The 24,872-nt window shown below is 63.3% G+C and carries 20 protein-coding genes; 14 read left to right on the forward strand and 6 right to left on the reverse strand.

The window, feature by feature from the left end; all coding sequences use genetic code 11:
* Window positions 1-49 precede the first annotated feature (49 nt).
* Window positions 50-976, forward strand: a complete 927-nt coding sequence (locus IB263_RS02140; RefSeq protein WP_034797231.1) for a carbohydrate kinase — start codon at window positions 50-52, stop codon at window positions 974-976.
* Window positions 977-979: 3 nt separating this feature from the next.
* Here IB263_RS02140 and IB263_RS02145 read toward each other — a convergent pair whose 3' ends face one another.
* From IB263_RS02145 to IB263_RS02160, 4 genes are all read right to left on the reverse strand, one after another.
* Window positions 980-1,192 (reverse strand): helix-turn-helix transcriptional regulator, encoded by a 213-nt coding sequence (locus IB263_RS02145; protein WP_192437466.1) that lies wholly within the window; start codon window positions 1,190-1,192, stop codon window positions 980-982.
* Between the two features lie 3 nt (window positions 1,193-1,195).
* Window positions 1,196-1,750 carry a DUF2975 domain-containing protein gene (locus tag IB263_RS02150; protein ID WP_060581837.1) on the reverse strand — a complete coding sequence of 185 codons (555 nt, stop codon included), beginning with the start codon at window positions 1,748-1,750 and terminating at the stop codon, window positions 1,196-1,198.
* A gap of 560 nt (window positions 1,751-2,310) precedes the next feature.
* Window positions 2,311-3,936 (reverse strand): glucose-6-phosphate isomerase, encoded by a 1,626-nt coding sequence (gene pgi / locus IB263_RS02155; RefSeq protein WP_192437468.1) that lies wholly within the window; start codon window positions 3,934-3,936, stop codon window positions 2,311-2,313.
* A gap of 139 nt (window positions 3,937-4,075) precedes the next feature.
* Window positions 4,076-5,776, reverse strand: a complete 1,701-nt coding sequence (locus tag IB263_RS02160) for a long-chain fatty acid--CoA ligase (protein ID WP_192437470.1) — start codon at window positions 5,774-5,776, stop codon at window positions 4,076-4,078.
* A gap of 336 nt (window positions 5,777-6,112) precedes the next feature.
* Here IB263_RS02160 and IB263_RS02165 point away from each other — a divergent pair, with 336 nt between their 5' ends.
* The 8 genes from IB263_RS02165 (at window position 6,113) to IB263_RS02200 (ending at window position 17,078) form a co-directional block, all read left to right on the forward strand.
* Window positions 6,113-7,348 (forward strand): MFS transporter, encoded by a 1,236-nt coding sequence (locus IB263_RS02165; protein ID WP_192437473.1) that lies wholly within the window; start codon window positions 6,113-6,115, stop codon window positions 7,346-7,348.
* A 188-nt stretch (window positions 7,349-7,536) separates the two neighbouring features.
* Window positions 7,537-8,697, forward strand: coding sequence for an AI-2E family transporter (locus tag IB263_RS02170; RefSeq protein ID WP_034797607.1), 1,161 nt, complete (start codon window positions 7,537-7,539; stop codon window positions 8,695-8,697).
* A gap of 327 nt (window positions 8,698-9,024) precedes the next feature.
* The gene (gene kdpF / locus IB263_RS34630; protein WP_034797217.1) at window positions 9,025-9,111 is read left to right on the forward strand and encodes a K(+)-transporting ATPase subunit F; all 87 of its coding nucleotides are present in this window, start codon (window positions 9,025-9,027) and stop codon (window positions 9,109-9,111) included.
* An 86-nt stretch (window positions 9,112-9,197) separates the two neighbouring features.
* Window positions 9,198-10,907 carry a potassium-transporting ATPase subunit KdpA gene (gene kdpA / locus IB263_RS02180; RefSeq protein ID WP_192437475.1) on the forward strand — a complete coding sequence of 570 codons (1,710 nt, stop codon included), beginning with the start codon at window positions 9,198-9,200 and terminating at the stop codon, window positions 10,905-10,907.
* Window positions 10,908-10,920: 13 nt separating this feature from the next.
* Complete coding sequence (kdpB, locus tag IB263_RS02185; protein ID WP_192437477.1) at window positions 10,921-13,038, forward strand: potassium-transporting ATPase subunit KdpB; 2,118 nt, start codon at window positions 10,921-10,923, stop codon at window positions 13,036-13,038.
* A 2-nt stretch (window positions 13,039-13,040) separates the two neighbouring features.
* Window positions 13,041-13,610, forward strand: coding sequence for a potassium-transporting ATPase subunit KdpC (gene kdpC / locus IB263_RS02190; RefSeq protein WP_060581843.1), 570 nt, complete (start codon window positions 13,041-13,043; stop codon window positions 13,608-13,610).
* A gap of 82 nt (window positions 13,611-13,692) precedes the next feature.
* Window positions 13,693-16,389, forward strand: a complete 2,697-nt coding sequence (locus IB263_RS02195; protein ID WP_060607157.1) for a sensor histidine kinase KdpD — start codon at window positions 13,693-13,695, stop codon at window positions 16,387-16,389.
* Window positions 16,386-17,078, forward strand: a complete 693-nt coding sequence (locus tag IB263_RS02200) for a response regulator (RefSeq protein WP_113079603.1) — start codon at window positions 16,386-16,388, stop codon at window positions 17,076-17,078. Before IB263_RS02195 ends, IB263_RS02200 begins: the two co-directional genes overlap by 4 nt.
* A 21-nt stretch (window positions 17,079-17,099) precedes the next feature.
* On the opposite strand, the gene IB263_RS02205 is transcribed toward IB263_RS02200, so the two are convergent.
* Both IB263_RS02205 and ampC read right to left on the reverse strand, forming a co-directional pair.
* Window positions 17,100-18,314, reverse strand: a complete 1,215-nt coding sequence (locus IB263_RS02205) for an alpha/beta hydrolase (RefSeq protein WP_246810947.1) — start codon at window positions 18,312-18,314, stop codon at window positions 17,100-17,102.
* A gap of 248 nt (window positions 18,315-18,562) precedes the next feature.
* Window positions 18,563-19,735, reverse strand: a complete 1,173-nt coding sequence (ampC, locus tag IB263_RS02210; RefSeq protein ID WP_192437482.1) for a class C beta-lactamase — start codon at window positions 19,733-19,735, stop codon at window positions 18,563-18,565.
* Between the two features lie 534 nt (window positions 19,736-20,269).
* On the opposite strand from ampC, the gene IB263_RS02215 reads away from it, so the two are divergent.
* From IB263_RS02215 to IB263_RS02235, 5 genes are all read left to right on the forward strand, one after another.
* Window positions 20,270-20,521, forward strand: a complete 252-nt coding sequence (locus tag IB263_RS02215) for a glycine zipper 2TM domain-containing protein (protein WP_034797201.1) — start codon at window positions 20,270-20,272, stop codon at window positions 20,519-20,521.
* A 17-nt stretch (window positions 20,522-20,538) separates the two neighbouring features.
* Window positions 20,539-20,889, forward strand: a complete 351-nt coding sequence (locus IB263_RS02220) for an EF-hand domain-containing protein (RefSeq protein WP_034797198.1) — start codon at window positions 20,539-20,541, stop codon at window positions 20,887-20,889.
* A 396-nt stretch (window positions 20,890-21,285) separates the two neighbouring features.
* Entirely contained in the window at window positions 21,286-22,644 is a 1,359-nt protein-coding gene (locus tag IB263_RS02225) for a DUF3300 domain-containing protein (RefSeq protein ID WP_192437484.1), read from the forward strand.
* 20 nt (window positions 22,645-22,664) lie between these two features.
* Window positions 22,665-23,621: a DUF2950 domain-containing protein gene (locus IB263_RS02230; protein ID WP_192437486.1), complete on the forward strand. Its 957-nt coding sequence runs from the start codon at window positions 22,665-22,667 to the stop codon at window positions 23,619-23,621.
* A gap of 5 nt (window positions 23,622-23,626) precedes the next feature.
* Window positions 23,627-24,859 (forward strand): hypothetical protein, encoded by a 1,233-nt coding sequence (locus IB263_RS02235; RefSeq protein ID WP_192437489.1) that lies wholly within the window; start codon window positions 23,627-23,629, stop codon window positions 24,857-24,859.
* Window positions 24,860-24,872 lie beyond the last annotated feature (13 nt).

Genomic DNA, 24,872 nt, shown 5'->3' on the forward strand with positions numbered 1-24,872 from the left:
CAGTCATAATTTTTAAATCGATTGAAAATCTGTCGAGGAGGATAAGCCGATGATCGTATGCTGCGGAGAAGCGCTGATCGACATGCTGCCGCGGGACACGACCGCGGGCGAGAGTGCCTTTGCGCCCTATGCCGGCGGCGCGATTTTCAACACGGCGATCGCCCTTGGCCGCCTCGGCATCCAGACCGGCTTTTTCACGGGTCTCTCCGACGACATGTTCGGCGATATCCTGCGCGACACGCTGAAGGCGGCGAATGTCGATTTCGGCCCCTGCGCGACGCTCTCGCTGCACACGACGCTTGCCTTCGTCAAGCTGGTCAACGGCCATGCCAGCTACGCCTTCTTCGATGAAAACACTGCCGGCCGCATGATTACCCGCGAGCACCTGCCAACGCTCGGCGATTTCTGTGAGGCACTGCATTTTGGCGCGATCAGCCTGATCCCCGAGCCCTGCGGCTCGACCTACGAAGCATTGATGACGCGCGAGCATGAAAAACGGGTCATTTCTTTCGATCCGAATATCCGCCCCGGTTTCATCAAGGACCGGGAAGCGCATCTCGCCCGCATGAACCGCATGGCGGCGATGTCCGATATCATCAAGTTCTCCGACGAGGATCTTGCCTGGTTCGGCATGGAGGGCAGCCACGACGATCTCGCCGCCGATTGGCTGAGGCGCGGCCCCAAGCTGGTGCTGATTACCAAGGGCGCCGATGGCGCCGTCGGTTATACCGCCCGCCACAAGGTCGAGGTTGCCGGTGAGCGCGTGACCGTGGTCGATACGGTCGGTGCCGGCGACACTTTCGATGCCGGCGTGCTGGCATCGCTGAAGCTCGCCGGTCTCCTGAGCAAGGCCGATGTCGCCGGCCTCACTGAAACCGCCGTTCGCAACGCGCTGGCGCTCGGCGCCAAGGCGGCGGCCGTCACGGTCTCGCGCGCAGGCGCCAACCCGCCGTGGAAGCATGAAATCGGTCTTTGATCGTTAGTCCGGGTCCGGGCGGTATTCCAGGATATCGCCCGGCTGGCAGTCGAGTGCTGCGCAGATCTTTTCCAGCGTGTCGAAGCGCACGCCCTTCACTTTTCTGGATTTCAGCAGCGAGATGTTCTGCTCGGTGATCCCCACCTGTTCGGCAAGATCTCGTGAACGAACCTTGCGTTTCGCCAGCATCACATCGAGATTGACGACAATCGGCATGCGCTAGACGAAGCTCCTGTTCTCCGCCTCGACCCCCGATGCGATGACCATGACATGGCCGAGGCCGACGACGAGCCCGGCCATCAGAAGCACGATCATCGTGCCGCCATTGATGTCGAACATCACCGCATGTCCCGTGGTGCCCGGGTTGTCATAGGTGACAGCGAGGATGCCGATCCCATTGCTGACGGTCATGCACAGCGAGCCGAAAAGGGCGGTCAGTCCCACCCGCCGCAACAGCACGCCATTGCGGCCGGACAGGATCTCGCCGCGCTGGAAGCTGTCGAAAAGCTGCCAGGCGAATGCGAGGCCGGCAATGACGAGCGCGTTGTTGATCGCAGTCAGAAAGGCGACGGTCCCGATGGCTCGATAGGACAGAGTGATGATCTCGACCCGAGGGAAGACGATGTCGCGAACGCCCTGTTCGAAGCCTTGCCGGTCGAAGAAGATCTGCCAATGCGTGTAGACGACCGCCGAACAGAACAACGCTCCGCACAATATGATCATGAGCTTCATGAAGCGGCTGAGCTTGCGCAGCCTCTCGGCGGAGTTCGTCATACAAAGTCCCTTATCGTTTCACTTGTATTTTTATCGTAAAACAATAAATAATTGCCGTCAATTGTGATGTTGGATGCGACCCCTGGAGCTTTCCTGGCAGAAGGGGAGCCCGCCTGCGGAAAGCCAGAGCTACGCGCTCGACGTCAACGCGGGCGGTGTGCCGGCTGTGGCGCTCGCGAGCCGCGTGCCACTGGGAGAAACGCTCTATCTCCTGGCTCCCGCCGAAGCGGACGCTGCGCGCTTGCGGCTGTTGCAGGAAAAGATCGCACGCTCGAAACGGGGCGAGCCTAACCGCGGCAGCCTGTCGGCCGGTTCTCCGGACGTTGCTGACGTGGCGCCTTCCCGTCAGGCCGAAAGGTCATGGTCAATGCCTGGATGCAGATGGGGTCGGACACGGACTATTTTCCGCTGCTGTTGAAGCTCGATCTGATGGAGGTGCTGAAACCCGGCGCCAAGACGTTGCCGGGTTGTGCAAAATCACGAGGCCCGAGGCGCGACAAGCGCCTCAGGCCTCTATCGTCTTCAGTGGTGCGGTTCCGGGGAGAACCGAGCGGATTTGTTTAATGGGCGGCTTTCAGCAAGGCTGCCACCAGACCCGCCGTCGACGAATCGTGACCTTCGGCGCTTTCCTTACCTTCGACGACGGGAAGCAGGCCGGTCGCCAGCTCCTTGCCGAGCTCGACGCCCCACTGGTCGAAGGAATTGATGTTGAAGAGCGCGCCCTCGACGAAGACGCGGTGCTCGTAAAGCGCGATCAGGCGGCCGAGCGCGAAGGCATCGAGCTGGTCATAGACGATCGTCAGCGACGGGCGATTGCCGGTGAAGACGCGGTGCGGCGCAATCTTGTCGGCCTTGGAATCGGCCATACCCTTGGCGGTCAGCTGCGCCTTGGCTTCCGCGAGCGTGCGGCCCTTCATCAGCGCTTCCGACTGGGCCAGGCAATTGGCGATCAGCAGCTCGTGCTGGTGACGCAGGTTCTTCTCGTGGCCGTTGGCGGCGATCATGAACTCGGCGGGAATGACGTCCGTGCCCTGGTGGATCAGCTGGTAGAAGGCGTGCTGGCCGTTGGTGCCGGGCTCGCCCCAGACGACCGGGCCGGTCGAGTATTCGACCGGCGTGCTCTCAAGCGTCACCGCCTTGCCGTTCGATTCCATATCGAGCTGCTGCAGATAGGCGGGGAAGCGCGACAGGCGCTGGTCATAGGGCAGGATCGCCCGCGACGGGTAGCCGAGCACGTTGCGATGGTAGAAGCCGAGAAGGCCGAGCAGGACCGGTATGTTCTGACGGATCGGCGCGGTGCGGAAGTGTTCGTCTATGGCGTGGCCGCCATCGAGGAAGCGGCCGAAATTCTCTTTGCCGACGGCGATCATCAGCGGCAGGCCGATCGCCGACCAGATCGAGTAACGCCCGCCGACCCAATCCCAGAAGCCGAAGACGCGGGCCTGGTCGATGCCGAAGGCGGCGACCTTGTCGAGCGCGGTCGAAACGGCTGCGAAGTGATGGCCGACGGCGGCCTCGCCGAGCTTGCCGGCGATGAAGGCGCGGGCGGTCGCCGCGTTGGTCATCGTCTCGATGGTGGTGAAGGTCTTCGAGGCGATGATGAAGAGCGAGGTTTCCGGATCGATCAGCTTCAGCGTATCGGCGATATGGGCGCCATCGATGTTGGAAACGAAGTGCAGGCGCGGGCCGTCGTGGAAGGGCGCAAGCGCCAACGTCGCCATGACAGGACCGAGGTCCGAGCCGCCGATGCCGATGTTGACGACGTCGGTGATCTTCTTGCCGGTCGCACCTTTCAGCGCGCCCGAGCGGATGCCGTCGGCAAAGGCGCCCATGGCGGCAAGCACGCCGTTGACGTCGGGCATCACGTCCTTGCCGTCGACGAGGATCGGGCGGTTGCCGCGGTTGCGCAGCGCCGTGTGCAGCACGGCGCGCTCCTCGGTGATGTTGATGATGTCGCCGCGGAACATGGCGTCCCGCTTCTCCTCGACCTTGGCGGCCTTGGCGAGCGCCTCCAGTCCGTCCAGCACCTTGTCGTTGACGGCGCATTTCGAATAGTCGAGCAGCAGGTCGCCGAGCGTGGTGCTGAAACGCGCGAAACGTTCTGCGTCGGCGGCGAAGGCCGCGCGGATATCGGTTGCGTTGGTTTGAGCGGCGGTGGCTTTGAGTTGGTCGACAAGCGCTTTCATCGCGGGGCTCCTTGGTCGGACAGGGGTGTCGGACAATCGCCTGCGTAGCTATTCGCTTTAAGTGGACCAAATCAAGACTGGAAAACCGCCGAGGCGGCGGTTTTCAGGATTTTTTAAATCGTTTGAATTTCGGAGTAGTTTATCCGCGCAGATCCTTGCGCAGGATCTTGCCGACATTGGTCTTCGGCAGTTCGGTGCGGAATTCGACGAAACGCGGACGCTTGTAGTTGGTGAGGTTGGCGGCGCAGTGGCGCTTGACCTCTTCCTCCGTCAGTGCTGCATCCCTCTTGACGACGAAGAGCTTGACCGCTTCGCCGGAATGCTCGTCCGGAATGCCGATCGCCGCGCATTCGAGGATGCCCGGATGGGTCATCGCCACTTCCTCGATCTCGTTCGGGAAAACGTTGAAACCGGAGACCAGGATCATGTCCTTCTTGCGGTCGACGATCTTGACGAGGCCGTCGGCGTTCATGAAACCGATGTCGCCCGAGCGGAAGAAGCCATCCGGCGAGATCGCCTTGGCGGTCTCGTCCGGCCGCTGCCAGTAGCCGGCCATCACCTGCGGCCCGCGGATGCAGATCTCGCCGACTTCGCCGATCGCCAGCGTATTGCCCTGGTCGTCGCGGATCTCGACATCGGTGGATGGGATGGGCATGCCGATCGTGCCGGTGAACTCGGTCGCGTCGAGGATGTTGGCTGTTGCCACCGGCGAGGTCTCCGACAGGCCGTAACCTTCGGCGATCGAGCAGCCGGTCATCTGCTTCCAGCGTTCGGCGACCGGGCGCTGGATCGCCATGCCGCCGCCGAAGGTCAACATCAGCGACGAGAAATCGAGCTTCTGGAACTCCGCATTGTTCATCAGCGCGTTGAACAGCGTGTTGAGGCCCGGGAAGATATTGGTGTTGTGCTTGCCGAGTTCCTTGACGAAGCCCGGGATGTCGCGGGGATTGGGGATCAGGATGTTGTTGCCGCCGGTGGCAAGGCCCATCAGCGAATTCACGGTCAGCGCGAAGATATGGTAGAGCGGCAGCGCGCACATGAAGACGAGCTTGTCCGGCCGGGTGCGCGAGCGGAACGCCGTCTGGAACCAGATTTCCATCTGCGCCATGTTCGACAAGAGGTTCGAATGGGTCAGCGTCGCGCCCTTCGAGACGCCCGTAGTCCCGCCGGTATATTGCAGGAAGGCGACGTCGCTCGCGGCGATGTTGGGCTTCGTCAGCTTGGCTCGGGCGCCCTTGGAAAGAACGTCCTTGAACGAGAGGTGGCCGGGAATCGACCACGCGGGAACGAGTTTCTTGACGCGGCGGACCACCAGATTGACGATCGCACCCTTCAGGCCCAGCATGTCGCCCATGGTCGCGACAACGACGTGCTTGACCGAGGTCTTGTCGACCACTTGCTGCACCGTGTGCGCGAAGTTTTCCAGAACGAAGATCGCCTTGGCGCCGGAATCGGTGAGCTGGTGCTGCAGTTCGCGCGGCGTGTAGAGCGGGTTGACGTTGACGACGGTAAAGCCGGCCCTGAGGATGCCGTAGACGATCACGGGGTTCTGGAGGATGTTCGGCATCATCACCGCGACGCGGTCGCCCTTGGCAAGGCCGATCGATTGCAGCCAGGCGCCGATCCTGGCCGACTGGGCGTTGAGGTCGGCAAAGGTCAGCGTCTTGCCCATGCAGGTGAAGGCCGGACGGCTCGAATAGCGGGCAACGGCGTGGTCGAAGAATTCGCCGATCGACTTGTAGGGCAGGGGGCCAATTTCGGCGGCTATTCCGGGTGGATAGGATTTCAGCCAGATCTTGCCTGGGCTGATACCCGTCTGTTGTGCGCTGACTTCCGCCATGACCTCTCTCCCTCTGGTCGCCACAGGCTGGCCTGATGCGGCCTGAGAAAATCCCTCCCGATCCTCTCACGCCGATGAGGATGATGCTTTTGCGACACCTCTTCAAGCTGAGATTCGGAATTATATAACTTTGACGTAAACGTCAACTGAGCTTACGGTTAACAGGCTTCTGCGAGCCTTGCGAAAAAGTATGACGAGAACCGCAAAAGCTTTGCCTGCCGCAGGAAAAGCCTGTATTGCATTGCAGCATATCCCTGTTGGTCCAATCCAACATCCGCCGACATATCCCCCAGATTTTTCTCCGGCCGCAGGGCACGGCGACACTGGCCATTGCCCATGAGTGAGCCCATGTGTGACGAAGCCTTCTCCTCTGCCGTCGATCCGCGCCGCGCCCGTGTTTCTGCCGCCGAAGTGGCGCTCGCCGTCGGCGGCTTCGGGATCGGTACCGGCGAGTTTGCGATCATGGGTCTCCTGCCGCAAGTCGCCGAAGACGTATCGGTATCGGTGCCCCAGGCTGGTGCGGTCATCAGCGCCTATGCGCTCGGCGTCGTCGTCGGTGCGCCGCTGATCGCGGTGCTTGCCGCCCGCTTCTCGCGCTTCCGGGTGCTTTTGGTCCTGATGCTGGTTTTTGCCGTCGGCAACTTCGCGAGCGCCATCGCTCCGGATTTCTACACGCTGATTGCCGCGCGCTTCTTCGCCGGTCTGCCGCATGGCGCCTATTTCGGCGTGGCTGCCCTGGTGGCGGCCGGCCTTGCCGCGCCGAACCAGCGGGCCCGCGCCGTCGGCCGGGTGATGATGGGACTGACCATCGCCACTCTCTTCGGCACGCCGCTCGTCGCCTGGTTCGGCCAGGCGCTCGGCTGGCGCTCCGCGTTTGCCATCGTCGGCGCCATCAGCCTCCTGACCATGGCGCTCACCTTCGCCCACGTACCGCGGGACAAGGGCAACCCGAAGGCGACGCCGCTTCGCGAGCTGGGTGCGCTCGGCAAGCTGCAGGTCTGGCTGATGCTCGGCATCTGCGCCATCGGCTGTGGCGGCATGTTCGCCGTCTTCAGCTACATCACACCGGCGCTGACCGAAGTCGCAGGTGTTTCGCTTGGTAATGTGCCGATCATGCTTTCGGTCTTCGGTGCCGGCATGATCCTCGGCAACATCGTCGGGGCGCGGCTTGCCGACTGGGCGCTGATGCCGGCGATCGGTATCGCCATCGTCTTCAACATCTTCGCCTATGTGCTTTTCTATTTCACCATGGGCAATCCGTGGATCGCCATCGTCAACGTGCTCTTCATCGGCGGTGGCTTTGCCGTCGTCCCGGGCGTGCAGACCCGGCTGATGGATGTCGCCGGCGAGGCCCAGACGCTGGCTGCTGCCCTTAGCCACTCCGCCTTCAATCTCGCCAATGCGCTAGGCGCCTGGCTCGGCGGCGTTTCGATCGCTGCGGGTTATGGCTGGACCTCCACCGGTCTCGTCGGTGCCGTTCTCGGCGTTGCCGGCTTCGGTATCTTTCTCGCCTCAGTCTTCGTCGATCGCGCACAGCCTGCGCGTATGGCTGCAAAACCTGCGGCGGAATGACCGGCTTTATCGAAAGAAAGCCGGGGGCTCTTGAACCCTCCTAAATTTTTCTGTCATGTCCGGCCGCTAGCGTCGGCCACGGCCCTGAAACTACCGTAAAGCAGGGGCAAAGGGGCGGCGCGCGGTGTCAGAGTGGCTGGCAAGGCCGCGGGTTTGCTGTAAGCTCGTCGGAAGACGGAGGATCATTGGTGCAATTGGGTAATCGCGAACGAGAGAATTTCGCCGTGGAGCCACGGCTCCTCGGGCACACTGCCATTTCGCGCCATGCCCTTGTCGGCCCCATGACCGCTGCCCGCTGGATGCTGGTCTTCGTTCTGCTCGCCGGCGTCTATTTCTTCCATGGTTTCGTCGTTCCGGTTCTGGCCGCTGTCGTCATCGGGTTTGCCAGCTGGCCGATCTATCGCCGGCTGCTCGCCGGTGTGAACGGCAACCGGACGCTTGCCGCCACCATCGCGATCGTCTGCGTCATCTCCTTCATCGTCGTGCCGATCTCGATTGCCGCCGTCTATGCGGTCGACGAAGTGCGCGACTGGGTCGTCTGGGCCGTCGAGACCAATGCCAACGGTGCCGTCGTGCCCGCATGGCTGTCGAGCATTCCGATCGCCGGTGTCTGGCTTGGCGAGCAATGGGTCAAGCATATCGGCCATCCGGGCGCGCTCGGCGAACTGGTCCAGCTCGTCAGCGGCTCCAACATCGGCAATATCTACCGCGGCGTTCTGGTCGTCGGTGCCTCGACGTTCCATGCCTTCCTGACGCTGCTGTTCATGCTGATCACGCTGTTCTTCGTCTATCGCGATGGGCAGTCCTTCTCCGGCCAACTCGACAAGCTCGGCGAGCGTATCTTCCCGATGCGCTGGGAACGGCTGTCGCGCGTCGTGCCGCTGACGATCAGCTCGACGGTCACCGGCATGGGCATCATCGCCATCGGCGAAGGCATCGTGCTTGGCGTCGCCTATTGGCTTGCCGGCGTGCCGTCGCCGGTCACGCTCGGCATCATCACCGGCCTGATGGCGCTGATCCCCGGTGGCGCGCCGCTCTGCTTCACGCTGGTCTCGGTCTATCTCGTCGCCAGCGGTTCGCCCATTCACGGCCTGGCGCTGTTCACCTGGGGCACGACCGAACTCTTCATCGTCGACAAGACGCTGCGTCCGCGCCTCGTCGGCGGCCCGATCAAGCTTCCCTTCCTGCCGACCTTCTTCGGCCTCGTGGGCGGCGTGAAGACCATGGGTTTCCTCGGCCTCTTCGTCGGTCCGGTGCTGATGGCGCTGCTCGTTGCGATCTGGCGCGAATGGATGCGCGAAGCCACCACGCCCACCGAAACGAGCGTGAACGAGATTATCAAGGGCTAGGTGCTCTTTTGCCGAACCGGCGGTCGCATACGGGCGGCCTCGGGATCTCTTCAGCTTGTGGCAGATAGGCCGATACCGGACTGGTCCTGCGCCTATGAAGGTCGCCTCCCGCGCTCCCGAACGGATCTTTGCGGGCGTCTTTATCTTTTCCTTATGCCTCCTTCCGACCATCGCAATCGATAATTGACCCGCTGCGGGCGCAAGATCCGGACTTCAACAGTCCGGAGAATTTGCATGTCCGATGTTCTTTTTCTTGCCGCCGGAATCGGCGGCTTTGTCGTGTTCGCGCTTTATGCGCGCGCGCTGAGCCGGCTTTAGGAGGGCGTCATGTTCGAAGCCCTGCTCGGTCTTGCCGTCGCCATCGGTCTTGCGGCCTACCTCGTCGTCACCCTCGTTCGCCCGGAACGGTTCTGACCCGGTTGACGGGGATCGAACCCGTTGGCCGTTCGCATCAGCCGGGCGCCTTTGCGCCGTCCGGCCGCCCTTAGCGGAGTAATCTCATGTCTATCATCGGGTGGCTGCAGATCAGCCTCCTCTTCATCGCCGTCCTGATCGTCATCAAGCCGCTGGGGCTTTATATGGTGCGGGTCTTCTCCGGTGAACGCAACGTTTTTTCACCCGTCCTCGGTCCCGTCGAGCGCGGCCTTTATCTTGCGGCCGGTGTCGATCCGAAGAAGGAACAGGGCTGGCTCGCCTACACGATGTCGATGCTCGCCTTCAGCCTCGCCGGCTTTGTCTCGCTCTATGCGATCCTCCGGCTGCAGGCCTACCTGCCGATGAACCCGCAGGGCTTCTCGGGCATGCCGTCCGATCTCGCCTTCAACACGGCGGTCAGCTTCGTCACCAACACCAACTGGCAGAACTACGGTGGCGAAACCACGCTCAGCCATTTCAGCCAGATGGCCGGCCTGACGGTGCATAACTTCGTCTCCGCCGCGACCGGCATCGCCATGGCGCTTGCCGTCACCCGCGCCTTCGCCCGCTCGAACGCCTCGACCGTCGGCAACTTCTGGGTCGATCTCACCCGTTCGACGCTTTACGTGTTGCTGCCGATCGCCGTCGTCATGGCCCTTGCCATGGTCTGGACCGGCTTGCCGCAGACCTTCCACGCCGATCTGTCGGCAACCACGCTCGAAGGCGCCAAGCAGACGATCTCGCTCGGCCCTGTCGCCAGTCAGGAAGCGATCAAGCAGCTCGGCACCAATGGCGGTGGCTTCTTCAACGTCAATGCCGCCCATCCCTTCGAGAACCCGACGGCCTTCTCCAACTATCTCAACATTTTCGCCATGCTGTCGATCTCCGCGGCGCTCGTCTACACGTTTGGCCAGATGGTCGGTAACCGCCGCCAGGGTTGGGCCTTCATCGCCGTCACCGCGATCCTGCTGATCTCAGGCGTTGCGGTCGTCTACTGGGCGGAAGCCCACGGCAACCCGATCCTGACCGCCCTTGGTCTCGATGCCGCCCAGGGCAACATGGAAGGCAAGGAAGTCCGCTTCGGCCAGGCGATGACGGCGCTCTATGCGGCTGTCACCACCGGTCTGTCGGATGGCGGCGTCAACGGTATGCACGGCTCGCTGACGGGCCTCGGCGGTCTCGTGCCGATGTTCCTGATGCAGCTTGGCGAAGTCCTGCCGGGCGGCGTCGGCTCCGGCCTCTATGGCATGGTGGTCTTTGCGATCCTCGCCGTCTTCGTTGCCGGCCTGATGGTCGGCCGCACGCCGGAACTGCTCGGCAAGAAGATCGAATCCCGTGAGATGAAATACGCGATGTTCGCCGTCCTCATTCTGCCGGTGACGATCCTCGGCTTTGCCGCCGTCTCCGCGATGCTGCCTTTTGCCGTCGCAAGCATCGGCACGGCGGGCCCGCACGGCCTGTCCGAAATCCTCTATGCCTTCACGTCGGCGGCCGGCAACAACGGCTCGGCTTTCGGCGGGCTCACCGGCAACACACCCTGGTACAACACGACGCTCGGGTTCGCGATGCTGCTCGGCCGCTTCGCCTATGCGGTTCCGGTCATGGCGATCGCCGGTTCGATCGCGGTGAAGACCCGCGTGCCGGCGTCCAAGGGTACCTTCCCGACCGACACGCCGCTCTTCGTCGGCCTGCTTGTCGGCATCATCCTCATTCTCGGCGGGCTGCAATTCTTCCCGGCGCTCGCGCTCGGTCCCATCGTCGAGCATCTCTCGATGCTTGCCGGTCAGACCTTCTAAAGGAATTCGACACATGTCTTCCAAACCTATCGCACCCAGTCTTCTGGACCCGGCGATCCTGCTGCCGGCGATCAAGGCGGCGTTCATCAAGCTCGACCCGCGCCAGCTCGTGCGCAATCCGGTGATCTTCGTCACCGAAGTGGTCGCAGCAGTGGTCACTGGTCTCTTCGTGCGCGACATCGCCACCGGCACAGGCAGCCCGCTGTTCTCCGGTCAGATCGCCGCCTGGCTGTGGTTCACGGTGCTTTTTGCCACCTTTGCCGAAGCCGTCGCCGAAGGCCGCGGCAAGGCCCAGGCCGACAGCCTGCGCCGCACCAAGTCCGAACTGACGGCGCGCAAGCTCGTTGCCGACGAAGGCCGCGAGACCCAGACGATCCCGGCGACATCGCTGAAGGTCGGCGACCTCGTGCTCGTCGAGGCTGGCGAACTGATCCCCGGCGATGGCGAAGTCGTCGAGGGTGTCGCCTCTGTCAACGAGAGCGCCATCACCGGTGAATCGGCGCCCGTCATCCGTGAATCCGGTGGCGACCGCTCGGCTGTCACAGGCGGCACGCAGGTGCTGTCCGACTGGATCAAGATCCGCGTCGGCGTGGCACCCGGCGACACTTTCGTCGACCGCATGATCGCGCTGATCGAGGGCGCGCAGCGCCAGAAAACCCCGAACGAGATCGCCCTGTCGATCCTGCTTTCGGGCCTGACGCTGATCTTCCTGGTGGCCGTCGTCACGCTCTGGGGGCTCGCCGGCTATTCCGGTACCGTGCTCTCGGTCACCGTGCTCGCAGCCCTGCTCGTCACCCTGATTCCGACCACGATCGGTGGCCTGCTTTCAGCCATCGGCATCGCCGGCATGGACCGTCTGGTGCGCTTCAACGTCATCGCCACCTCCGGCCGCGCTGTCGAGGCTGCTGGCGACGTCGATACGCTGCTGCTCGACAAGACAGGCACCATCACCTTCGGCAACCGCATGGCGGCCGACTTCATGCCGGTGCCCGGCGTTACCGAGGCCGAGCTTGCCGATGCCGCACTGCTTGCAAGCCTTGCCGACGAAACGCCTGAGGGCCGCTCGATCGCGGCGCTTGCCACCGGTGAATTTGGCCGCCAGACGCCGGATGTGTCGCTGCCCGCGTCCGACAAGGGCGAGGTCCTGGCGCTCGCCGTCGGCGGCGGCGCAAGCCGGGCCGGCGCGACCCGGATCGACGCGGTCATTCCCTTCGCTGCGGAAACGAGGCTTTCGGGCGTCGACTTCGGCGGCCGCCGGCTGCGCAAGGGTGCCGTCGACTCGGTCCTGAAGTTCACCGGTATCCGCGACGAGAACGTGCCGAACGAGTTTCGCCGCGCCGTCGACCAGGTGGCCCGCACCGGCGGCACGCCGCTTGCGGTTGCCGACGGTCCGCGCCTGCTCGGCGTCATCCATCTGAAGGATGTGGTGAAGCCCGGCATAAAGGAGCGCTTCGCCGCTCTTCGTGCCATGGGCATCCGCACGGTGATGGTCACCGGCGACAACCCGGTGACCGCTGCCGCCATCGCGTCCGAAGCCGGCGTCGACGACTTCCTTGCCGAAGCGACCCCGGAGGACAAGCTTGGCTATATCCGCAAGGAGCAGCAGGGCGGCCGCCTGATCGCGATGTGCGGCGACGGCACCAACGACGCGCCGGCACTCGCCCAGGCCGATGTCGGCATCGCCATGCAGACGGGGACCCAGGCCGCCCGCGAGGCCGCCAACATGGTGGACCTCGATTCCAGTCCGACGAAGCTGATCGAGATCGTCGAGATCGGCAAGCAGCTGCTGATGACCCGCGGGTCGCTGACGACGTTTTCGATCGCCAACGACGTGGCCAAGTACTTCGCCATCATCCCGGCGCTGTTCATTACCACCTATCCGGCCCTTGCCGCGCTCAACGTCATGGGCCTCGCCTCGCCGCAATCGGCGATCCTCTCGGCGGTGATCTTTAACGCGCTCATCATCGTCGCCTTGATCCCGCTGGCGCTGAAGGGCGTCAAGTACCGGCCCGTCGGTGCGGCAGCCCTTCTGCGCCGTAACTTGGCTGTCTACGGCCTCGGCGGCATTGTCCTGCCCTTTGCCGGCATCAAGCTCGTCGACCTCGCCGTCAACGCACTCAATCTGGTGTAACCATGCTGAACCAACTTCGCCCCGCCATCGTCATGATCGTGCTCCTGACCGCGATCACCGGCCTTGCCTATCCCTTTGCAATCACCGGCGCGTCGCAGGTGCTGATGCCCGCGCAGGCAAATGGCAGCCTCATCGAGAAGGACGGTACCCTCATCGGTTCCGCCCTCATCGGCCAGAACTTTACTTCCGACAAATACTTCTGGCCGCGGCCCTCCGCGACCGGTCCGGACGCCTATAACGCGGGGGCTTCGAGCGGCTCCAACCTCGGTACCACCTCGGTCAAGCTCAGGGATCGTGTCGCAGCCGATGTCGAGCGCCTGAAAGCTGCCGGCCTTGCGGGAGAAATTCCTGCGGACGCGGCAACCACGTCAGGTTCCGGGCTCGACCCGCATATCACGCCGGCCTTCGCCGAAGCCCAGGTCGCCCGCGTCGCCAAGGCGCGGGGCTTGAGCCAAGCGGATGTCGCCGCCCTGGTCGCCAAGGCGACGGAGGATCGGCTGTTCGGGGTCGTAGGCGAGCCGCGCGTCAATGTGCTAGAACTCAACCTGGCCCTTGATGCGCCTCGAACCTAGAGCGGGATGAGGAAAAGTGCTTGCGGTATTCCGCCCGCATCCCGCTCTAAGCTATTAGAATCGATCACGCCTGAGACAATGCATGCCCGACAGTGAACGCGACGCCAAAGGTCGCCCGGACCCAGACGCACTGCTGGCGCTTGCCGCGCAGGACCGCCGGGGAAAACTGACCGTATTCCTCGGCGCCGCTCCCGGCGTCGGCAAGACCTATGCGATGTTGTCGCGGGCCCGCCGGCTGAAGGATGACGGTGTCGATATCGTCGTCGGGCTGGTCGAGACGCACGGGCGCAGCGAGACCGCTGCGCTCATTGACGGATTGGAGATACTGCCGCGCCGCGATGTGAACCATCGCGGCCGAATGCTTTCCGAGTTCGACCTGGATGCGGCCCTCGCGCGGCGTCCCCGGATCATCGTCGTCGACGAACTGGCCCACAGCAATCCGGCCGAAAGCCGGCACCCCAAGCGCTATCAGGATGTTGAGGAACTGATCGCCGCCGGCATCGATGTCTGGACGGCGCTCAACATCCAGCACCTCGAAAGCCTCTCGGATATCGTCGCCCAGATCACCGGTGTACCCGTGCGCGAACGGGTGCCGGATACCGTATTGAAGCGCGCTGATGACGTACTACTTGTGGATCTGTCGCCGGCCGAGCTCATCGAGCGGCTGAAGGAGGGCAAGGTTTATCTGCCCGACAGCGCACAGCGCGCCGTCGACCGCTTCTTCCGCCTCGGCAACCTGACGGCACTGCGCGAACTGGCGCTCAGGCGGACAGCTGACCGGGTCGACGACCAGATGGTCGACTATCTCAAGCAGAACGCCATCGAAGGCATCTGGGCAAGCGGCGAGCGGCTGCTCGTCTGCATTGGTTCGGACCCGTTGTCCGAAAAGGTCGTGCGCACGGCAAGCCGGCTCGCCGAAGGATTGAATGCCCCCTGGATCGTCGTCTTCATCGAGCGCGCCGACCGCGAGAGCGGCGATGGCGAAGACGTGCGCCGGCTCGACGAAACCTTCCGTCTTGCCGAACAGCTCGGCGCCGAGACGCGCCGTATTATCGGCAACGACTTCGTCGAGGAAATCCTGAAGCTCGCGCGCCGGGAACACGCGACGCAGATCGTCATCGGCGCGCGCCGCCAGCCGTTCCCGATGCGGCTGTTTCGCCAGTCGCTTCCCGACGCCTTGGCCGAGCGCGTGTCCGGCATCGGCATTCACCTTGTGACCGATCGCGAGACGGTGCCCGTCAAACGGCGAACGAAGATGAAACGGACGCTGCCGCCGGGAAGTGGGCGCGCGATCGGCATCGCCGCCGGGTCGGTCGTCGTCTCGACCGCCGTCGGCCTGCTGCTTGGCCGTTTCGTCGTCCTGCCCAACATCTCGTTGCTTTATCTGCTCGCGGTGCTGGCCTCGGCGACCTATGCCGGTCACATCGCGGCAATCGCGGCAGCACTTTTTTCGGTGCTCGCCTATAACTTCTTCTTCATCAAACCGACCGGCACCTTCACCATCGCCGAGCCGCACGAGGTTTTTGCGCTCGTCGTCTTCCTCGCTGCCGCAGCCCTTGCCGGCAGCCTGGCATCGCGGGTACGGGAGCAGGCAAAGACCGCCCGCCAGCGCGCCGCCGCGACTCAGGCGCTCTATGATTTTTCGCGCAAACTTTCAGGCACCGCCAAGGCCGACGACGTGCTCTGGGCGGCGGTGACGCAGATGCAGTCGACGCTGAAACGCAGTTCAGCGCTGCTTCTGCCTGAGGACGGAGACCTGCAGCTGAAAGCCGCCTGGCCGCCGGACACCGAGCTCGACGTCACCGACATCATGGCGGCGCGTTGGGCGATGGACAAACGCGAGCCGGCCGGCAACGGCACGGGAACCCTGCCGAACAGCCCTTTCCATTTCCGGCCGCTGACGAGCCCGCACGGCGTCGTCGGCGTCTGCGGCTTCGTCCAGGCCGACAAGCCACTGGAGATCAACGAGGAGCGGGCGCTGGCAGCGATCCTCGACCAGACGGCGATCGCCGTCGACCGCGCCCGCCTGTCACGCGAAAGCCTCGACCAGGCCGCAAAGCTCGAAGGCGAGCGCTTCCGCGCTGCCCTTCTGTCATCCATTTCGCACGATCTGAGAACCCCGCTTGCGACCATCACCGGTGCCGTCACCAGCTTGCGCCAGCTCGGTGATCGCATGCCGCCGGAAAGCCGCGACGACCTGTTGCAGTCGATCGAGGAGGAGGGCGGTCGGCTGACGCGCTTTGTCGCCAACCTGCTCGACATGACCCGCATCGAGGCCGGCACCGTCAACGCCAAGCGCGATTGGGTCGATGTCGCCGACGTGGTGCGGGCGGCGGTCGATCGCGCTCGCAAATATTTTCCCGAGCGCGAGATCGAAACCAGCATCGCCCCTGACTTGCCCCTGATGCGCGGCGACAGCGTGCTGCTTGGCCAGGTGCTCTTCAACCTGCTGGACAATGCCAACAAATATGGCGGCGAAGAGCCGATCAGCATCTATGCCCGTACCGACGGCAACGAGATCGTGCTGTCAGTGACCGACCTCGGCAAGGGTATTCCGCCGCGGGACCTCGAGCAGGTCTTCGAGAAATTCTTCCGCCGCGGCAAGGCGGATGGCCGTACGCCGGGAACGGGGCTGGGACTGTCGATCGCCAAGGGCTTCGTCGAGGCGATGGGCGGGCAGATCAAGGCGGAAAGCCCGGCGCTTCGCCGCCGCGGCACGCGCATTTCCATGCGCTTTCCCGCCGCCAAGGCTGAAATCTCCGAAAAGGACCGTGCATGAGCGTGGAGCGTATCCTCGTCGTCGACGACGAACCCCAGATCCAGCGTTTCCTGAAACCCGCGCTGAGTGCTGCCGGCTATGACGTTCGTGAGGCGATGACCGGCGCCGAGGCGCTGAAGGCGGCAGCGACGATGGCGCCGGATGTCGTCATCCTCGATCTCGGCCTGCCAGATATGGATGGCAAGGAGGTCATCGCCAACCTGCGCGGCTGGTCGCAGGTGCCGATCATCATCCTGTCGGCCCGCGACCGGGAAAGCGAAAAGATCGCAGCACTCGATCTCGGCGCCGACGACTACATCGAAAAGCCCTTCGGTATCGGCGAACTAACGGCCCGCATTCGTGCGGCCCTTCGCCACCGGGTGCAGATGGAAGGTGGCCAGACGCAGCTTTCCGCCGATGGCGTGGCAATCGACACGATCAAGCGGGTGGTGACGAAGGACGGCGAGCCCGTCCGGCTGACGCCAAAGGAATACGACCTCCTGGTGATGCTGGCGCATCACGCCGGCCGTGTCGTCACCCACAAGACGCTGCTTACCTCGGTCTGGGGCGTCGCGCACGGCGAAGACCTGCATTATCTGCGCGTCTTCATCGGCCAGCTGCGCGGCAAGATCGAGCGCGATCCGGCCGATCCGCAGATCATCCGTACGGAGCCGGGCGTCGGCTATCGCTTCGTCGGCGACGAGGGCTGACGACAGGCTGCCGCCAAGCCCTTACTTTATCTTCACCGGCGTCGGCATGTCGGTCGCCAGCGTGTCTCCGACGACCACCTTCTTCTTTTTCGCCGGCTGCGGGTTTTCGAGGATCGACACAGGCGCCGAGACCGTCACGGCCGCGACGTTGCCGACGTTTCTCGCCGTGCCGGCGACGACCGCGGCAATGCCGGTTCCAACCGAGATATCGGAATCTGTGAGCGTCTGCCCCGTGGCGAGCCGCGTGCCGATGAGCTGGACGATCTCGGGGCTTTCCGCAAACTTTCCGTGGTGCAGGCCGTCCTCAGACTTAACCTTTGTCAAATCGATGGCAGTGATGCCGGCCCTTTCAAGCTGAGTGCGATAAGGCTCTGCCGACGGGTCGATTGCGCCAAGGCGTGAAACGTCGCCCGAGATGAAGCTCGAAAGCGCCAAGGCGCGGTCGTCCTGCGAAACGAAGATGGTGAACTTCGGCCGTTTCTTGCCCATCTCGACAAACTGCTTGGCGAAGACATCGAGATCGATATCGGGCGAGGCGAGGATGACGTTCTCGATCTTGGACGGCACGTTGCCGTCGCGGATGCCCATCTGCCGGAGCGATTCCATCGTCAGCCAGGTACCCATGGAATGGGCGAGGATGGTTATGCTTTTGACCTTCGGCGCGTCGGATAGCTTTTTCAGAATGTCTTCGAGCGCCGTGCGCGAATAGTTCGTGCTTTCCTTGTCGTAGTTGTAGTCGAACACGTTGGCGCGCGAAGGCCAGGTGAAGAGAACCGGCGTTGCCTGGACCTCCGAGTCATGCACGATCTGCGCCAGCCGGTAGACCGAATCCTCGTAGCGATTGTTGAAGCCGTGCACGAAGACGAAGGCATTGCCGCCGACATCGTGCTGCAGGAACCAGGACTTGGCTTCATCGAGCGACTTGAGCTCGTTCACCCGCGTGACGGCGAATTCCTTGGCCGGATCCGGCGGCAGCTTGCGCGGCCATTGCACCGTGCCCGACTTGCGTGCCGTTTCCGGCGGGATCGAAACCGCGACGTCGGTAAGGAAAGTATTGGCGTCGCGCTCGCCGGAAAAGAGCGTTGCCGGATCGCCGGAGGGTTCGCGCGTGGTTGCGACAAGCATGTCGACGGTGGATGCGCCCGGGACCGGAGTGGTGAGTGCGACGGGCGCCATCACACCCTTGGCATGGCCGCCGCAGCTGGCAAGCAGCGTCAGCGCCGCAAGCACGAACATTGTCCGCCCCCTGCCTGCGCCTCCCCGATGTAACGAACCCTGAACTCCCACCCATTCGAACATCGGCATCCCCACATACGCCTGAACTCGACTGCATCTGATCGCGCTTTCGCGAAATGCAGATGACAATACTCGGCGTCAATATGCAAGCAGGCGCTGATTGAAGATTCGCTACAGAGTTGTTGATGGATGTCGTTTCCCGTGTCGCGGGCTTGCCGCGACACGAAACCGACGCGGGCGATCTGCCGTTACTTCGCCGCCGCTTCCAGCGACTTCAGGATCGCGTGGGCAGCCTTGATCCTCTCGGGGTTCGGGTAGTTGCGGTTGGCAAGCAGCACGATTCCGATCTTCTTCTCCGGTACGAAGGCGACATAGCCGCCGAAGCCGTTGGTGGAGCCGGTCTTGTTGTAGAGCGTCGAGCCATCGGGGCGCTTCGGGGTATCCAATGCCTTGACCGGGTTGCTTTTCAGGGCCATGTCGCGCGAATTGCCGTCGAGCAGCCGCTCCAGCGAAACGGGGTAGGGGTATTGTTCCCAGCCCAGCCCCTGCACCATCTTGCCGCTGTCGAAATATCCGACATGGGTGCCTTCGACCGCCTTGCGGATCGCGCCGTCGAGAAGTTCAGGCTGGATGTTGGTTTCGACGAAGCGGATCATGTCTATCGCCGATGACTTTACGCCATAGGCCTCCGCGTCGAACGTACCGGCAGTGACGCGAATTGGCTTGTCGGCCTTGCCGTAGCCCCAGGCGTAGCTGCCCATCTGGCTATCGGGAACGCGGACATAGCTGTGCTTCAGGCCGAGCTTGGGAAAGATCTCGCGTTCGAGAACCGCGCTGAAGCTGCCGCCCATCGCTAAAGCCGCGGTGTGGCCGAAGAGGCCGATGCTCGGGTTGGAATAGCGACGCTTCTTGCCGGGCTTGGCCTCCGGTTTCCATGTGCTGAAATAGCCGACCATGTCGGCGTCGCTCTTGACCGCATCGGGAAACTGCAACGGCAGTCCGCCAGCCGTATAGGTGGCAAGATGCAGGAGGGTCGCCTTGTCGATCGGCGTGCCCGCAAAGGCCGGGATGTACTTGCCGGGATGATCGTCGAAGGAGAGCTTGCCGGTGACCTGCGCATAGGACGCCAGTGTCGCGGCGAAGGCCTTGCTGATCGAGCCCAGTTCAAACAGCGTATTCTCGGTAACCGGTGCGTTCGTTTCCTTGGAAGCGACGCCGTAGTTCAGGAAGTAGTGCCGGCCTTCAACGGTGACGGCGACGGCCATGCCCGGCACCTTGTGTTCGCGCATGATAGGGCGGATCGCCTTGTCCACGGCAGCGGCAATCTGCGCCCGCTCGCCACCTTCGGCAAAGGCGCTGGACGCCAGGGTCGCAAGGATTGCAGTAGAAAGACCTAATTTAATTGTCGCCATTCTATCCATTCGATGTGTTCTCTCTCGATAGGTATGCTGTCGGTGGCGCGGTGTGGGAGGGTCGCCGGCCACGGTCGGAGATGCTGTGTCGGGTCCGAGCTGGCGCTTTGCCGGCCCATGTCCCGCCAGGCCATGGAGACCCTGCAAGAAGTGCCCAACGGGACGGCAAAGAGCTAGACCGCCCGGCCCGACGGCACAAATGACGATATTTCGAGGGAGACCCTAGAAAATCTAAGGTGAGATGTCGCCGCGCGGTAGACGATTCCAGAGGCCGAAAGGGCGGCGGGGAGGGGCGCCGGCGCCGTGCGCTCTACAAAATCACGCTGTCCGTTGTCATCGGGGGTTCTCGGGCGTAGTATTCGCCGGCAGTTCAAGGCCCTGTTGTTGCCAGACTGCATGTCTAATCCGCGAGCTGCTTCTGATCCAACAGAAGAGTCTCCCCTGATTCCGGGAGAATATTCGGAAGCTTATTTACATCCGACGCCACTCAATGGCGCCTCCGCCGATCTCTATTGCAATCAGACGGCCATATTGGAGGATAAGATGAGCAAGCAGACCATAACTATCGTTCTTGCCGGCGCCCTAGCCTTATCGGGGTGCCAATCGGCCTATATGTCCAAGAGCGGTTCGACCGGCAACGAATTCGGCTGCATTGCCGGAACCGTTGGTGGGGCCATTGTCGGCGGCCTGATCGGCTCGACCATTGGTTCAGGCACCGGTCAGCTATGGGCCGTTGGTGGTGGAGCGACACTCGGCGCTGCTGCCGGCAACGCGCTGACATGCCGCTATTATTGATCGAGGAACAGAGCAGAATGAAGAAAATCGTTCTTATGAGCGTGCTTGCGCTCGGCCAGATCACACCGGCGATCGCGCAGCAAGCTGCGACGATGAACCAGGGACAGATGAGCGCGCTCGACAGCGACAAGGACGGCGCGGTCGAGCGGTCCGAGTACGAGGCCTTCATGGCGGGCGCCTTCGACAATCTCGACAAGAACAAGGACGGAAATCTTACGTCCGACGAGACGAAGCAGGCGCTGAACGCTCAGCAGTTTGCCGCCACGGATACCAACAGCGACGGCAAGATCAGCCGGAACGAGTTTCTTGATCGGGTGATGGCGGATTTCAAGACCGCGGATCGAAGCGGCGACGGCAGCCTGAAATGATGCTCGGAGCCAATGCCGACCGCCCTTGATCCCGGTCGTTCGCGGCTGGCGGGCACGGGCTTCGGCCCGGCTCTCGCGCAAGCAAAGACGGCGTGCGCGCACGCACGTCCTCATTTTCCGGTTGCAATTGCCGGGCGTTCTGTTTCTCATGTCTAAAATTCACCGGCAGCTGGCCAGCTGGCTGCCGGTGCTCATGCCGCTCTTCCTGATTGTCCCATTCGGCTTTCTGACAAGCGACCAGGTTCTCCACGCAAGCGTGCGGAAGGGGACGTCGATGACAGCGAATGGGAATTCTCGCGATTGCCCCGCCGGCCGCGTATGGCCGGCGCCGTGACGTCCAAGCCGGGGGATCTCCCGGGCTCGTTTGTTGATCGTTGTGCCTGGATAGGAGAGACCATGTTCGACCGACCTCGTTCCTTGCGTGCGCCAACGGTGGCGTTGCTTGCCTTGCTGACGGGTTCGTTTGCGGTGGGCACTGCGCTGGCGCAGGAGCAGGCCGCCGCCCAGGCGGCGACCGAAAAGGCGCCGCAACCGCTCAGCGAAGATGAGCTCGAGGTCCTCGTCGCGCGCATTGCGCTCTACCCCGACGAACTCGTCGCACTCGTGACCTCTGCCTCGCTCTACCCGCTGCAGATCGTCGAGGCCGAGCGCTTCCTCGAGGTTTCGCAGACCAAGAAGGACATGAAGCCGAAGGACAGCTGGGACGGCAGCATCGTCTCGCTGCTGAATTATCCTCAGATCGTCAAGATGATGAGCGACGACCTCGACTGGACCCAGTCGCTCAGCGACGCGCTCGCCTATCAGCAGAAGGACGTGCTCGTCGCCATCCAGCAATTGCGCGACAAGGCGGTCGCCGACGGCGTCATCAAGTCGGACGACAAGGTGGTGGTGAAGCAGGAAAACGACAACGTCGTGATCCAGGCCGCCAATCCGGAGAAAATCTACGTCCCCCAATACGAGCCGCAGATGCTCTATGATCCGGGCTATCAGCCGGCCCCGATCGCCTATTATCCCGAGCCCTATCCGAACTATTACTATCCGACGGCGACCTTCTTTGCCGGCGTGGTCACGGGTGCTGCCTTTGCCGCGGTCGTCGACTGGGACGACTGGGGCGTCTGGGGCGGGCGCTGGAACGGCGGCGATGTCGATATCGACTGCAACAATTGCTTCAACAACATCAACGGCAAGGTGAAATTCAACGACGTCGACTGGAAAAATGTCGACCGCAGCAAGATCAGCTTCGACAAGAACCAGTTCGCCAAGATCGATCGCACCTCCATGGAGCGGGACTTCAAGTCCGCGAAAGGCAACAACATCGCCAACCGGGCGAAGGTGGCCCGCACCAACGAGATCGGCGCGGCGGCAAATAGATCCGGTAGCCGGATCTCGGTCGACGATGTCCGCAAGAGCAAGGTCGAGGCGCGCCAGCGGGAAAATCTCGGGCGAACCAACGCAGCTCCTGGCGACCGCAAACCGGGCAACCAGGTCAAGCAGAGGCCTCAGGGCGACAAGATCGGCAATGCCAAGCCGGCGGCCCGGGCCGATCGCCAGGTCGCCAAGCCGAAGCCGGGCGGCAAGATCGATCGCGGCGGTGGCGGAAAACCATCCGCCCTTGGTCAGGTCCAGAGCGGACGGGTGACCAAGATGCAGTCGGACCGCGGCCGCCAGGCGCTTGGTGGCGGCCAGCGCGGCGGTGGCCAGCCGCACCGTGAGATCAGGCGTGGTGGTGGCGGCGGCGGCGGACGGCACCGGTAACTCAAGGGAGGAGAACGAAAATGACCAAGCGCGTACATAATCTGCTCCTGTCTTCCTTTGCAGCCGCCGTGCTCGCCAGCGGCTCGGCGACGGTCGCTCCTGCGCAGGATCCCGCGGCGCACACTCCGCTCTCCGACTATGCGGCCGCAAGCGATCCGCCGGCGTTCGACACACCGGAACAGGCAATCGATGCGTTCAAGGCCGCCGTTGGTTCGGGCGATTTCGACAAGCTCGCGAACCTGGTGGGGCTGGATGCCGCCAAGGCCAAGACCAGCGACGGGGTGATGGACGCCTACGCCGATATCCAGGCGGGCGTGAAGAAGAAGGTGGCCGTACAGGACGTCGAAAACCGAAAGGTACTGGAGATCGGCGAGGTGCTCTGGCCCTTCCCGTTCCCGATTGCCAAGGGCGACGACGGAAAATGGGCCTTCGACACCTATACCGGTCTCGAGGAGATCGCCAATCGCCTGGTCGGCCGCAACGAACTCGACACGATCGCGACGGTCCGCGCCTATGTCGAGGCGCAGGAGGAATATGCGCAGGAAGATCATGACGGCGACGGCGCGCTCGAATACGCGCAGAAGCTGATCAGCGGCGAGGGCAAGACCGACGGGCTCTACTGGCCCGCGGGCGAGGGCCAGCCACAGAGCCCCGCGGGTGAAGCGCTCGCCGATGGCGCAGTGCTTGCCAGGGCCCAGGCCGGCAAGGGCTATTTCGGTTATCGCTACCGCGTGCTGACGAGCCAGGGCGACAACATCGCCGGCGGCAAGTTCGACTACATCATCAACGGCAACATGATTGCGGGCTTCGCTCTGGTCGCCTGGCCGGTGAAGTATGGCGCAACGGGCGTCCACACCTTCGTCGTCAACCGCAACGGCACCGTCTACCAGGCCGATCTGGGCGACAAGACCGAGAGCGTTGCTGAAGGGATCCGGCAGTTCAATCCCAACGACAACTGGCAGGTCGTGGAGGATTGAGCGCCATGAGCGGAGCGGACCCAGGCGCCAAGGCATCCGGCGGCGACGCGGCGGATGCCGCGCCGGCAGCTCGGCAGGGAAAGATCGCCGAGTACCTCGCGTCCCATGGCGGCCCGTTCTTCGAGCTGCAGGCAAGGCTGAAGCTGTTGCGTGCGAACGCGCTGCAGTCAGGAAAGCGGGCTTTGCTTTTCGTCGCGCTTGCCTGGGGCGTTCCCTTTCTGCTTGGCCTGCCCGACAGCCTGTCGCTCGACCATAGCCAGGGCGCCTATCTGACCGATCCGGGCGTGTGGGCAAAGTTCTTCGTCGCGATTGCCGCTTTCGTGCTGGCCGAACAGCAGGTCGAGCGGGGCCTTCGCATCAAGCTCGGACAGTTTTCGCGCGCGCCGCTCATCGCTCCGACCTCGATGCCATCAGCCGCGCGCGCGATTTCCAACGCGCTGAAACAACGCGATTCCGGGCTGGCGGAAACCGTCTGCCTGGCACTCGCCGCGGTCGCGGCGCTGCTTTCCTTCCTGAACTTCCATACGACAGACGCCTCGTTCTGGGCCGTCGAGCATACGGCCGAGGGCAACAGGATTACCGCCGCCGGCTGGTGGTCGATCTGCGTCAGCCTACCGCTCTTCGTCTTCCTGTTCCTGCGCGGCGTATGGCGGCACCTCGTCTGGGCGCGACTTTTGCGCAAGATCGCTCAACTGGAGCTTCGCCTCGTCGCCGCCCATCCCGATGGCAAGGGTGGCCTCGGCTTTCTGTCGCAATATCCGAACGCCTACATGTTCTTCGTCTTCGGCATGAGCGCGGCGATCGCGGCAGCGGTCATGAAGCACCTGCTGCAGGAGACGCTGTCGATGACGACGTTCAGCATGATCATGAGCGGGTGGCTGGCGATCGTGATCGCCTTCTTCGCCTATCCGTTGTCGGCCTTTTCCAAGCCGCTGGCACGGCTGAAGGAAACCGGGCTGCTGATGTTCGGCGTGCAGGCGACCCGCTTCCAGCGCGCAGCAGAGCGCAAGGTGCTCGGCCGCAACGTGGCAGCCGACGCGACCGAGGAACCCGACGACGACGTGGCCGACCCCGGCAAACTGTTCGATGCGACCAAGAAGCTTTCGACCATGCTCATCAGCCGCGACGCCGTCGTGCCGGTCGCCGCCGCCGCTCTCATTCCCTTCGCCGTCGCCGGCGCGACAAGGCTGCCTTACAAGGAAGTGTTTTCGGTGCTGAAGAAGCTGTTGCTGCTGTGACGAGCGTCGCTTC

This window comes from Ensifer sp. ENS03 (assembly GCF_014852035.1).
Lineage (GTDB): Bacteria > Pseudomonadota > Alphaproteobacteria > Rhizobiales > Rhizobiaceae > Ensifer > Ensifer adhaerens.